12 protein-coding genes are annotated in these 12,195 nt (G+C 71.6%); 9 read left to right on the forward strand and 3 right to left on the reverse strand.

The genetic code is table 11. From position 1 onward, the window contains the following. Nucleotides 1-173 precede the first annotated feature (173 nt). From ACXYMW_RS09260 to ACXYMW_RS09295, 8 genes are all read left to right on the forward strand, one after another. Nucleotides 174-1,115, forward strand: a complete 942-nt coding sequence (locus ACXYMW_RS09260; RefSeq protein ID WP_459035031.1) for an ABC transporter permease — start codon at nucleotides 174-176, stop codon at nucleotides 1,113-1,115. Nucleotides 1,116-1,137: 22 nt separating this feature from the next. Continuing rightward, nucleotides 1,138-2,004 carry an ABC transporter permease gene (locus ACXYMW_RS09265; RefSeq protein WP_459035032.1) on the forward strand — a complete coding sequence of 289 codons (867 nt, stop codon included), beginning with the start codon at nucleotides 1,138-1,140 and terminating at the stop codon, nucleotides 2,002-2,004. A 17-nt stretch (nucleotides 2,005-2,021) separates the two neighbouring features. Continuing rightward, a complete protein-coding gene (locus ACXYMW_RS09270) occupies nucleotides 2,022-3,101 on the forward strand; it encodes an ABC transporter ATP-binding protein (protein ID WP_459035033.1) in 1,080 nt (359 codons plus the stop codon). Beyond that, on the forward strand, nucleotides 3,098-4,195 hold the full coding sequence (locus ACXYMW_RS09275; RefSeq protein ID WP_459035034.1) for an oligopeptide/dipeptide ABC transporter ATP-binding protein: 1,098 nt from the start codon (nucleotides 3,098-3,100) through the stop codon (nucleotides 4,193-4,195). The genes ACXYMW_RS09270 and ACXYMW_RS09275 overlap by 4 nt, the downstream gene beginning before the upstream one ends. A 115-nt stretch (nucleotides 4,196-4,310) precedes the next feature. Then, nucleotides 4,311-5,819 carry an ABC transporter substrate-binding protein gene (locus ACXYMW_RS09280; RefSeq protein WP_459035035.1) on the forward strand — a complete coding sequence of 503 codons (1,509 nt, stop codon included), beginning with the start codon at nucleotides 4,311-4,313 and terminating at the stop codon, nucleotides 5,817-5,819. 64 nt (nucleotides 5,820-5,883) lie between these two features. Further along, nucleotides 5,884-7,035, forward strand: a complete 1,152-nt coding sequence (locus tag ACXYMW_RS09285) for an NAD(P)/FAD-dependent oxidoreductase (protein WP_459035036.1) — start codon at nucleotides 5,884-5,886, stop codon at nucleotides 7,033-7,035. A 24-nt stretch (nucleotides 7,036-7,059) separates the two neighbouring features. Next, a complete protein-coding gene (locus tag ACXYMW_RS09290) occupies nucleotides 7,060-8,211 on the forward strand; it encodes a cation diffusion facilitator family transporter (RefSeq protein ID WP_459035037.1) in 1,152 nt (383 codons plus the stop codon). A gap of 91 nt (nucleotides 8,212-8,302) precedes the next feature. Next, nucleotides 8,303-9,190 (forward strand): GNAT family N-acetyltransferase, encoded by an 888-nt coding sequence (locus tag ACXYMW_RS09295; RefSeq protein ID WP_459035038.1) that lies wholly within the window; start codon nucleotides 8,303-8,305, stop codon nucleotides 9,188-9,190. A 12-nt stretch (nucleotides 9,191-9,202) separates the two neighbouring features. Here the strand turns inward: ACXYMW_RS09295 and ACXYMW_RS09300 are convergent, their stop codons facing one another. From ACXYMW_RS09300 to ACXYMW_RS09310, 3 genes are all read right to left on the reverse strand, one after another. Then, nucleotides 9,203-9,694 carry an Lrp/AsnC family transcriptional regulator gene (locus tag ACXYMW_RS09300; RefSeq protein WP_459035039.1) on the reverse strand — a complete coding sequence of 164 codons (492 nt, stop codon included), beginning with the start codon at nucleotides 9,692-9,694 and terminating at the stop codon, nucleotides 9,203-9,205. 25 nt (nucleotides 9,695-9,719) lie between these two features. Further along, nucleotides 9,720-9,980 carry a heavy-metal-associated domain-containing protein gene (locus ACXYMW_RS09305; RefSeq protein WP_459035040.1) on the reverse strand — a complete coding sequence of 87 codons (261 nt, stop codon included), beginning with the start codon at nucleotides 9,978-9,980 and terminating at the stop codon, nucleotides 9,720-9,722. A 146-nt stretch (nucleotides 9,981-10,126) separates the two neighbouring features. Further along, on the reverse strand, nucleotides 10,127-11,452 hold the full coding sequence (locus tag ACXYMW_RS09310; RefSeq protein WP_459035041.1) for an NAD(P)/FAD-dependent oxidoreductase: 1,326 nt from the start codon (nucleotides 11,450-11,452) through the stop codon (nucleotides 10,127-10,129). Between the two features lie 228 nt (nucleotides 11,453-11,680). On the opposite strand from ACXYMW_RS09310, the gene ACXYMW_RS09315 reads away from it, so the two are divergent. Next, nucleotides 11,681-12,166: an Lrp/AsnC family transcriptional regulator gene (locus tag ACXYMW_RS09315; protein ID WP_459035042.1), complete on the forward strand. Its 486-nt coding sequence runs from the start codon at nucleotides 11,681-11,683 to the stop codon at nucleotides 12,164-12,166. Nucleotides 12,167-12,195 lie beyond the last annotated feature (29 nt).

The raw sequence follows: 12,195 nt of genomic DNA on the forward strand, positions 1-12,195 counted from the left end.
GGCCCGGATCCCGCCCGCCGCCGGCACAGAATTCGGCCCCGCGCGCCGGATTCCGCAGTATCTTTGCCCCGGTTCGGCATTTTGCCGCTTCGATCCCGGGTCCGGCGCATAGTCTGGTGACACGGACCGCGGCGCAGCCCCCGCGGCGGTCTCGGCCACAGGAGGGAACGCAGATGTGGAAAACGGTCCTTCAGCGCCTGGCGATCCTGCTCGTCATGCTGCTGGTGGTCTCGATGGCGGCCTTCATCGTGCCGCTGACCACCGAGGCCGACCCGGCCCGCACCATCCTTCTGTCGCGGACCTCGGACTTCAACCTCGACCCGGCGGCGGTGGCGGCGCTGCGCGCGGAGCTCGGCCTCGACCGGCCGCTCTTCGTGCAATACCTCGCCTGGCTCGGCAATGCCCTGACCGGCGATCTGGGTTATTCCTTCGCCTCGCGCCAACCGGTGACGCAGGAGATCGGCCGCGCCCTCGGCGTCTCGCTGACGCTGGCGCTGACCGCGCTCGGCTGGGCGCTGGCGGTGGCGCTGCCGCTGGGCACCGCCGCGGCGATGCGGCCCGGCGGGCGCCTCGACGGCGCCACCACGCTGTTGATCCAGACGCTGGTGGCCACGCCGGAATACTGGTTCGCGCCGGTCTCCATCCTGGTCTTCGCGCTCTGGCTCGGGCTGCTGCCCTCGGCCGGCTGGCAGGACTGGTCGTCGCTGATCCTGCCGGCCCTGGCGCTGTCGCTGCGGCCGATGGCCTATTTCACCCAGATCACCCGCGCCGCCATGCTCGACGTGCTGCAGGCGCCCTACATCACCGCCGCCCGGGCCCGCGGGCTGAGCTACAACCAGGCGGTGATGCGGCACGGGCTGCGCAACGGCTCGCTGCCGGTGGTGACCTTCTTCGCGCTGTGGTTCGCGGGGCTGCTCGGCGGGTCGGTGGTGGTCGAGGTGATCTTCGCCATCCCCGGCATGGGCCGGCTGCTCTTCGACGCGGTGATCAACAACGACGTGCCGCTCTTGCAGGGCGCCTTCGTGGCCATGGTCGGGCTCGCGATCCTGATCAGCACCGCCGCCGACGTCCTTTACGTCCTGATCAACCCGGCGATGCGAGGTGCCCATGTCTGAGACCCACGCGACCCTTCCCGCCATGCCCCGCCCCGCTCTCGCAGGCCGGCTCGCCGCGGCGCTGAGCTTTGCCCGCTCGCGGCACTGGACCTTCCGCGCCGGGCTCGCCATCGTCACCCTGCTGGTCCTGCTGCTGGCGCTGGCACCGTGGATCGCCCCCTACGACGCCGGCGCACAGGACCTGCTGGCGCGGCTCGAAGGGCCCTCAGCGGCGCATTGGCTGGGCACCGACCATCTGGGCCGGGACGTGCTGTCGCGGCTGCTGATCGGCGGCCAGTTCACCGTCACCATCTCGGCCATCACCGTGGTCATCACGCTGGTCCTCGGCACCGCCATCGGCGTCGCCGCCGGGCGCGCCGGCGGGCTCGCCGACGAGATCGCGATGCGCGCCGTCGACCTCCTGATCTCGATCCCCGACGTGGTGATCGCGATCTTTTTGATCGGCATCTTCGGCCCCGGCTGGACCACCCTGATCGTGTCGCTGACGATCATCGGCTGGACCCCCTATGCCCGCCTCGCCCGCGGCCTGACCCGCGAGGTCAATGCCCGCGAATACATCCGCGCCGCCGAGGTGCTGGGCATGCGGCCGCGCTTCGTCATGCTGCGGCACATCCTGCCGAACTGCATCCGCCCGATCGCCGCCGTGTCGTTCCTGCGCTTCGGCCACAAGCTGATCACCGTGGGCGGGCTGTCCTATCTCGGCCTCGGCGTGCAGCCCCCGAACCCCGATTGGGGCCTGATGCTGGCCGATGCCCAGCCCTATCTGGAGCGCGCGCCGCTGCTGATGATCGCCCCCGGCGCGGTGATCTTCGCGGCCGCGCTCGGGGTGACCTGGATCGGCCACGGCATGGAGATCGACACCAGCGAGACCGGCGAGGACCGCAGTTGATGAGGGAGGGCAAGCCAATGACCACGCAGCGCCAGCCAGCGCCCGAGACCGCCGCCGCCGAACCGCTTCTGGAGGTGCGCGGACTCGAGGTCGGGATCCGCGGCCTCGACAGGAACGTCGTGCGCGGGCTCGATCTGACCGTCGGGCGGGGCGAGGTCGTGGCCCTCGTCGGCGAGAGCGGCTCGGGCAAGAGCGTCACCGCGCTGGCGCTGTCGCAGCTGCTGCCGAGCGGGCTCGAGATCACCGCGGGCTCGATCCGCATGGGCGGCGAGGAACTGGTCGGCGCCTCCGAGGCCGAACTGACCCAGCGCCGCGGCACCGACCTGTCGATGCTGTTCCAGCAGCCGCAGACCATGCTCGACCCCACCGCGCGGGTCGCGGCGCAGGTGGCCGAGCCTCTGCGCCGCAAGGAGGGCCTGACCGGGCGCCGCGCCCTCGCCCGCGTCGTCGACCTCCTGCGCGGTGTCGGCATTCCCGATCCGGAAGCGCGGGCGCGGGCCTTCTCGCACGAATTGTCGGGCGGCATGGCGCAGCGGGTGATGATCGCCTGCGCCATGGCCGGCACCCCCCGCCTGCTGATCGCCGACGAGCCGACCACCGCACTCGACGTCACCTTGCAGGCGCAGATCCTGCGGCTCCTGCGGGACCAGCGCCGGACGCATGACCTGTCGATCCTGATGATCACCCACGACCTGTCGATCGTGCAGGCCTTCGCCGACCGCGTCGCGGTGATGTATGCCGGCCGCATCGTCGAGGAGGGGCCGACCGCAGAGGTCATGGCCGCCCCGGCGCATCCCTATACCCGCGCGCTGATCCGCTGCTCGCTGCTCGAGCCTGAGGCCGATGGCACGCTGACCAGCATCCCCGGCAGCTCCGCCGGCGCGCTGGCCATCCCCGGCGGCTGCCGCTTCGCGCCGCGCTGCTCCGAGATGCACCGTCACGGCAGCCAGCTGGAGCGCTCCTGCACCGGCAGCGAACCGGCGCTCGACCGCGTCGGGGCCGGCTGGCGCGCCCGCTGCCACGTCCAGAGCGTCGAGACCCGCGCCGCCGATCCCCGCCTTGCTGCACGCCAGACCCGCACGGGAGCCCCCGCATGATGCACGACCTGCCCCGCGACCATGCCAGCACCGCCGTCGACGGCTGCCGACGCCGCGACGCCCCGCGCTATGTCGAGGTCTCGCGCCGGCACTCGGCCTTCCTCGTCGCCGACGGGCTGGTGAAGCATTACCCGGTGGCGGGCTTCGGCCGCGCCCGCGTGGTGAAGTCGCTCGACGGCGTCTCGCTCAACGTGCAGCCTGGCGAGGTGATGGGCCTCGTCGGCGAATCCGGCTGCGGCAAGAGCACCTTCGCCAAGCTGGTCACCCGGCTCGCCACCGCCACCGAGGGCGCGATCACCATCGACGGCCAGGACTGGCTGGCGCCGAAGGGCGAGGCGCTGCGCCGCCGCCGCCCCGAGGTGCAGCTGATCTTCCAGGACCCGCATGCCGCGCTCGATCCGCGCATGACCATCGGGATGTCGATGTCGGCGCCGCTGGCGCATCACGGCATCGGCCGCGACGCCGCCGACCGCCGGGCCCGCACCGTCGCCATGCTCGAGGAGGTCGGGCTTGACGCCGGTTTCTACGACCGGCTGCCGCGGCAATGCTCGGGCGGCCAGCTGCAACGGGTGGTGATCGGCCGGGCGCTGCTCTTGGAGCCGAAACTGCTGATCTGCGACGAGCCGACCTCGGCGCTCGACGCCTCGATGCGCACCCAGATCCTCAACCTGCTGAGCGAGCTGCGCCGCCGCCGCGGGCTGACCATGGTGATGATCAGCCACGATCTGCGGGTGGTGCGCTATCTCTGCAACCGCATCGCGGTGATGTACATGGGCCGGCTGGTCGAGATCGCCGACCGCGACCAGCTTTTCGAGCGGCCGGGCCATCCCTATACCCGCGCGCTGATCGCCGCCTCGATGCTGGAGCAGAACGGTCTCGACGGCGCCGCCAGGCTGCTCGATGGCGAGCCGCCGAGCCCCCTGTCGCCGCCGCCGGGCTGCACCTTCCACACCCGCTGCCCGCATGCCCGGAGCGATTGCGCGACCCACGCCCCCTACCTGAAACAGACCGAGCCGGGGCATTTCGTGCGCTGCCGCTACTGGCTGGAGGCAGCCGAAGAAACTGCCGCGCGGGGGGTGGATTCGGCATCCTGACCGCCGCCCGCCGGGCGCTTCGGAACAATCTTCGGGCCGCCGGCCGGCAGGCTTGACCCACTGGCACAAAACACACGGCGCAGCGCGCCGCAGAGACCAACCGGGGAGCCACGCGATGAAGACCTTCATGTATCGGACCGCCAGCGCCGGCGCGATTGTCGCCGCGGCAGCCACCGCGGCCGCAGCCCAAGACGGCGCCACCCTGACGCTCGCCGACAATGTCGGCATCGAGGCGAACTGGGCGCTCTATTCCGACGACAGCTACATCGCCGCGCGCGCCGGCTGCTACGAGGGCCTGACGCGGGTGTCGAACAGCGTGGCCATCGAACCCGCGCTGGCCACCGAGTGGCGCCAGGTCGACGACCTGACCTGGGAATTCACCCTGCGCGACGGCGTCACCTTCCAGAACGGCGAGCCCCTGACCGCCGAGGCCGCCGCCGGCGCCCTGACCCACCTCCTCGAGGCATCGATCCCGGCGCGCGCCTTCTCGCCCAAGGTCGCGACCTCGGTCACCGCCACCGGGCCGCGGACCGTCGCCATCACCACGGTGGAGCCGCAGGCCAACCTGCCCGCCCGCATGGCGGCCCCGGCGACCGCCATCCTCGCCCCCGCGGCCTATACGGACAGCGGGATCGACCCGGTGAACCATTGCACCGGGCCGTTCCGGATCACCGCGTGGGACACCGAGCAATCGGTCACGCTGGAACGCTTCGACGCCTATTGGGGCGGCGCTGCGGCGCTCGCCGGCGGGCAGATCCGCTTCATCCCCGATGCCAATACCCGCGCCACCATGGTGCGCACCGGCGAGGTGCAGATCGCCCGGCTGGTGCCGCCGACGACGGTCTCGACGCTGTCCTCCACCGCCGGCATCGAGATCGCCGAGGTCGCCGCGCCGCGCATCCTCGAGCTGATCCTGCAGACCTCGAAACCGCCCTTCGACAACCCAACGGTGCGCCGGGCCGTGCGCGCCGCCATCGACACTGCCGGCATCTCTGCCGCGGTCTACGAGGGCTACGCCCCGCCGGCGGGCGACCCGTTCCGCGACGGAGAACCCTGGGAGGCCGCCAACGCGCCGGCCATCGAAGCCAATATCGAGGAGGCCAAGGCGCTTTTCGAGGAGGCCGGGGTCGACCCGTCCACACTGGAACTGGAGCTTCTGGCCTACACCTCCAAGACCGAACTCAAGGACATCTCGCAGATCGTGCAGGCGATGCTGTCGCAGCTCGGCATCACGGTGAACGTGCGGATGGCCGATTACGGCGCGCTGGAGCCGGATCTGATGTCGGGCGATTTCGACCTCGCACTGATGTCGCGCGGCTACCTGACCGACGTGCCGGAGCCGATCGGCTTCTTCTCGGCCGACTATGCCTGCGAGGGCGGCTTCAACCTCTCGAAGTTCTGCGACCCGGCGCTTGACGAGATGATCAAAGCCGCCGCGGCCGAGACCGACAGCGCGGCCCGCATGTCCGCCTATTCGGAGATCGCGCAGTTCGTCTACGACCAGGCGGTGATGGTCTACATCGTCAACGAAACGGTGTTCGACGCGGTGGCCAAGAGCGTCGGGGGCTACACGCCGCATCCGCTGAACTACGTGGTGTTCGACACCGACCTGACGGTCGAGTGATCCGGACCGGCGCCGGCCCCGCTGCGGGCCGGCGCCCCTCCGCAGCAAAGGGAAAGGCAGGCACATGCAGGTATGCGTCATCGGCGCGGGACTGATCGGAGCGGCGGCGGCGGCAGAACTCGCGGCCGCCGGCGCGCGCGTCACCGTGCTGGCCGCCGACCGGCTGGGCGGGGACACCTCCGCCGCCTCGCTGTCGTGGCTGAACGCCGCCGACAAGCCGCCCGAGGCCTATACCCGGATGAACCTCGAGGGCATGCGCCGCCACGCCGAATTCGCCGCCGCCTGCGGCACCGCGCCGTGGTATCACCGCGGCGGCAACCTGCGGCTCTGCTTCGACTCGGACCAGGCGGCGCGGGTGCAGGGCATGATCGATGCGCTGGCGGCCTTCGACTATCCCGCCCGCTGGCTCTCCACCGCGGAGCTTCTGGCGCTGGAGCCCGACCTCTCCCCCGCGGTCGCGGCGCGCGCCGAGGCCGCCTTCTTTTCCGAGGAAGCCTGGATCACCGGCGCGCCGCTGATCGCCCGGCTGTTGGCGGACGCGCGGGCCCACGGCGCCGAGGTGCGGGCTGGCCGGCGCGTCACCGGCTTCGACCGCCGCGGCGACCGCATCGCCGCGGTGCTCACCGAGATGGGCGACAGGATCGCCGCCGATGCCGTGGTGCTGGCCGCCGGCGCGCGCTCCCAAGCGCTGGCCGCGGCCGCCGGCTGCGCCCTGCCGATGACCAACGAGCGCGGCTTCCAGGCCTATACCGCGCCCGCGGCGGTGACGCTGGGCCGGGTGATCCACAGCCCCGAGCTGAACCTGCGCCCCGACGGCGCCGGCCGCATCTGCCTGCACGATTACGGCCTCGACGGCACGCTGATCCCCGACGCGAACACCGACGCCGCGGCCCGCGCCGACAGCGCGGCTGCCTGGACCCCCGACCCGGCGGCGGTCGAGACCCTCCGCGCCCGCCTCGCCGCGTTCTACCCCGCCACCGAGGGCACGCCCATCGAGGCCGCCCGCGTCGGCATGCGGCCGATCCCCGAGGATCGCCGCCCGGTGCTGGGCCGCTTCGACGCCTGCCCCGACCTCTACGCCGCGGTGATGCACAGCGGCGCCACCCAGGCGCTCTGGGCCGGGGACCTGATCCGGCGCGAGATCGTCGACGACACGCCGCAGGACATCCTGCAGACCTTCCGCCCGTCCCGCTTCGCGGACCGACGCGCGGCCTGAGGCTTGACGCCAGAAAGACCGAAGATGCCCCACGATCACGGACCCTCCCACGGCCATTCCCAAGATCATGCGCACGGGCACGGCCACGATCATGCGCACGGCCCGTGCCACGGCCACGGCGAGGGCGGCCATCACCACCACGCCCCCGAGGTCAGCCGCGACAACGAGAAGGTCGTGCTGCTCGGCTTCGTGCTGACCTTCGGCTTCATGCTGGCCGAGCTGGTCGGCGGGCTGCTCTCGGGCTCGCTGGCGCTGATCGCCGATGCCGGGCACATGCTGACCGACGCCGCGGCCCTGGCGCTGGCCTGGGCCGGCTTCCGCTTCGGCCGCCGCGCGCGCGACGACAAGCGCACCTTCGGCTACATGCGCTTCGAGATCCTCGCGGGCTTCGTCAATGCCGTGACGCTGATCCTGCTGGTGGCCTGGATCGCCTGGGAGGCGGTCGACCGGCTGATCAACCCCGCGCCGGTGCTCGCCGGGCCGATGCTGGTGATCGCGGTGCTCGGCCTGGCGGTGAACGGCGGCGTCTTCTTCATGCTGATGCAGGGAGACCGCGACCACGTGAACATCCGCGGCGCCATGGTGCACGTGCTTGGCGACCTGCTCGGCTCGGTCGCCGCCATCGCCGCCGCCATCGCCATCTACTTCACCGGCTGGACGCCGATCGACCCGATCCTGTCGGTGCTGCTCTCGGCCATCGTGCTGCGCAGCGCCTGGTTCCTGCTCAAGGCCTCGCTCAACATCCTGATGGAGGGCACGCCCAGCAACATCACTGTCTCCGACATGCGCGAGACCCTGATCGACCGGGTGCCGGGCGTCGTCGGCGTCCACCACGTGCATGTCTGGTCGATCACCTCGGGCCAGCCCTCGGCCACCATGGAAGTGCAGCTCGCCGACAACACCGACGCGCCGGGCGCCACCGCGGCGGTCAAGCGGGTGCTGACCGAGGCCTTCGGGATCGGCCATTCCACCGTCGAGATCGACTGGGAACACAGCCCCGGCGTCTGCATCCTCGATCCCGCCGAACGCGCCGCCGCGGATCCCGGGCCGGGCCACCACCACGACCACGGGCACGGGCACGGGCATTATCCCGATCACGGCCACCGCCACGACCACGATCACGGGCACGACCACGATCACGCCCCTGTCCCCGGCGGCCGCCTGAGCCCCGCCTGACTTGACCGACCTCGGATGCCCCGGCCTAATCGGGGCATCCGGCGACCCTGCGCCGCCCGACCCCAGGCGCGCGCGCCCCGGAGGAGAGATCATGGCCCAGCCCGCCAAAGCCGAGAACCGGCGCGTCGACGCCTTCGAGGCCAGCACCCGGGCGCTGACGCCCGACGACCTGCCGCTGATGCACGAGCTCACCATCAGCGTGTTCTGGCCGCACCGCGCCCGCGACCTGGAGCTGCTCCTGTCGCTCGGACAGGGCTACCTCGCGATGGACGAGATCGGCCGCGCCCTCGGTTCCGGCATGGTGTTCCGGATGGGCGACGACTTCGCCATGCTGGGCATGATGATCACCCATCCGCGGCTGCAGACCAACGGCGTCGGCCGCTGGCTGCTCGACCGCATCATGGCCGAATGCGCCGGCCGCGATCTGCGCCTCAACGCCACCCGCCAGGGCTACCGCCTCTACGAGAGCGCGGGCTTCGTGCCGGTCGCCACGGTGCACCAGCACCAGGGCACGGCGCGCCGCATCACCCGGCCCGCGCCGCAAGCGGGCGTCGATCTGCGCGAGATGACGGAGGCGGACCGCGGCGCGGTGCTGGCGCTCGACCGCGCCGCCTTCGGCGCCGACCGCCAACCGGTGCTCGAGGCGCTGCTCGGCCGCAGCCGGGGCCTGATCGCCACGCGCGACGGCACGCCGGTGGGCTTCGCGCTCGACCGCAATTTCGGCCGCGGCCGGGTCATCGGCCCGATCGTCGCGGAGACCCCGGAAATGGCGCAGGCGCTCATCGCGCCGACCATCGCCGCGCATGAAGGCCGCTTCCTGCGGGTCGACACGCCGCATGACGACACCGTCTTCAACGCCTTCCTCGCCGCCGCGGGGCTGGGGGATTTCGACACGGTGACGGAGATGCGCATCGGCCCCAGCCGCCGCGCCATGGCGGGCGCGCAGATCTTCGGCCTCGCCGCGCATACGCTGGGCTGAGGGCGCGGGCGTTCAGGACGGATCGTCGAAGAGCGCCCGGATCGGGTATTCCGCCCGCCGGATCGGGCTCTTCATCACCACGTAGCTGAAATAGCGCGCGATCCCGGCGCCGCCGTCGAACAGCTCTTCCATGATGCGCTGGAAATCCGACAGCCGCGGCACCACCATCCGCACGAGGTAATCGTAGCCGCCCGAGATCAGGTGGCATTCCATCACCTCGGGCACCGCCGCCAGCGCCGCCTCGAAGCGGGTGAAGTTCTCGCGCCGGTGGCGGTCCAGCGTGACCTCGACGAACAGCGTCACGGTCGGGCCGAGCTTGGCCAGGTTCACCCTGGCATTGATGGTCTCGATATAGCCCGCCTCCTGCAGGCGCTTGACCCGCAGGAGACAGGGCGAGGGCGAGAGCCCCACCGCGTCGGCCAGCTGCGCGTTGGTCATCCGGCCGTTGCCCTGCAGCTCGACCAGGATGTTGACGTCGATGCGGTCGAACTTGGTGAGGCTCATGGCGTGGCGCTTGCGCCGCCGCCGGTCAGGCGGGCTCGGGGGTGTAGCCGGCCTCGCTCAGCACGCCCTGAGCGGTGGCGGCATCGCCATGCACCACCACCCGCTTCGCGGCGAGGTCGATCTCCACCTGCGTGCCGGGCATCGCCTTGTCGAAGGCCCCGCGCACCGCCTTCTCGCAATGCCCGCAGGTCATGTCGGGCACGGTAAAGGCGGCCGCACCGGCACTCGCGGTGGAGGTGGTGGTCGCCGTGGCGTCGGTCGTGGAGTTGCAGCTGCATCCGCACATAGTCGAGCTTCCTTGCTGTGAGGTCCAGATCGTCGGTCGGCCGGGGCACCCGAGTCGGTCGCGGCCCGGCCGATTGATGTCCAAGATGGGGCTTCCAGCCGCTGGAAGGTCAAGGGCCTTGGCGACGGTATCGGCCCCCGGCGGGATCAGAACTCCGCCACCTTGCCGCGGGCGCTGCGGGCGAAGCGGGACAGCGCATATTGCCGCCAAGCGAGCGTCGGGGTCTCGCCCGCGATCAGCTCGGCGATCAGCTCCCCCGCGCCCGGCCCGATGCCGAAGCCGTGGCCGGAGAACCCGGCGGCCAGCACGAAGCCCTCCGGCCCGGCCTCGGCGTCGATCACCGGCACGCCGTCCGGGGTGAAGTCGATATAGCCCGCCCAGCTCGCCTGCACCGGCACCTCGGTCAGCGCCGGCAAAAGCCGCCGGGCGCGGGCCAGCGTCGTCGCCACCGCGCGGGCCGAGGGCCGCGGGTCGAGCACGCGCCGCCGCTCCATCGGCGTGGCGCGGTCGAGCGCCCATTTCCGCCGGCTCTCGTGCCCCGAGAGCAGCCCTTCCAGCCCGCCCGGGGTGACCAGCCGCCAGCGCTTGGCGTACATCGGCAGGAAGTGGCGGGCATAGCGCAGGGTCTGAGCCGTGGGATCGAGCCGCGCCAGCCCCGAGACCGCCAGCGTATGCGCGCCGTTCAGCCGCCGGGTGATCGAGACCGCGCCGGTATGCAGCGCCGGCGGCAGCCCCTCGGCCCCCGGCATCACCGACAGGATCGACGACCGCGCCGCCGATTGTGGGAAGCTGACGCCGATCTGCCGGCAGAAGGACGAGGCCCAGACGCCGCCGGCCAGCACCACGCGCTTGGTCCGGATGGTGCCGCGTTCGGTAACGACGCCGGAGACCGCGCCGGCCTCGGTCTCGATCCCGCGCGCGGCGCAGAACTGGTGCACGCTGGCGCCGCGGTCGCTCAGGCCGGCGGCGATCAGCGGCACCGCGCGGGCCGGGTCGGCGGTGCCGTCGCTGGGCGAGAACACCCCGCCGCGCCAGGGCTTGCCGGTGGCGGCGCCACGCTCCGTCGCCTCCGCCGCGCCCAGCACGTGCGAGGTCACGCCCGCGCCCGCGGCGAAGCGGCACCATCTGGCCCAGCCCTCGATCTCGGCGTCGTCGTCGGAGAGGTAGAGGAGCCCGCAGCGCCGGAAGCCCAGATCGACCCCCAGATCCTGCGCGATCTCCTCCCAGAGCGCCAGGCTCCGGGTCGCCATCGGCAGTTCGCGCGCGTCGCGGTTCTGCTGGCGGCACCAGCCCCAGTTGCGGGACGATTGCTCGGCGGCGATCCGGCCCTTCTCCAGCAGCGCCACCCTGAGTCCGCGCTTGGCGAGGAACCAGGCCGCGCAGGTGCCCACCACGCCGCCGCCGATCACCACCACGTCGGCCTCGGCGGGCAGCTCGGTCGAGGACGGCACGGTCATCAGCGGCGCGGGCATGGTCATCTCCTGATCGTCTGGCCGCCAGCCTAACGATGCCCGTGCCCGAGCGCTGCGGAAGAGGCGCGGCGCACGGCATTTTCTGCCGCCGCGCGGGCGGGCGCGGTGTTATCTGGCGAATTGCCCGGCCCCGTCCTGCCCCGCCTTGCCAAAGCCGCGCCTGCGGGTAACGCTGCGGCACCGGCGCCGGAACCGGCGCGCCGCGGACGGGGGTGACGGGCTTTGGCGATGACGGGGATGAGGCTCGACCGGATCGACCTGAAGATCCTGACGGAACTGCAGAAGAACGGCCGCGTCACCAATGTCGAGCTCGCCGATCTGGTGGCGTTGTCGCCCAGCCCCTGCCTGATGCGGGTGAAGAAGCTGCAGAAGGCCGGCTTCATCAAGGGCTACGCGGCGCGGATCGACCTTGCCCGGCTGGGCGACACGCTCACCGTCTTCACCGAGGTCACGCTGCGCAACCACCGCCAGCCCGATTTCGCCCGCTTTCAGGACGCGGTGGAGCGCATCGAGGCCTGCATCGAATGCCACCTCGTCTCGGGCGGCTTCGACTACCTGCTGAAATTCGTGACGGCGGGGATCGAGGAATACCAGACGATCATGGAAGGCCTGGTCGACCAGGATGTCGGCATCGAGAAGTACTTCAACTACGTGGTGATCAAGTCGCCCTTCGAGAAGTCGCACCTGCCGCTGAACGCGCTCTTCGAGGGCTGAGGGGCGCGGCCGGGGTCTAAATCCCCGGC

The organism is Roseivivax sp. CAU 1761 (assembly GCF_054482755.1).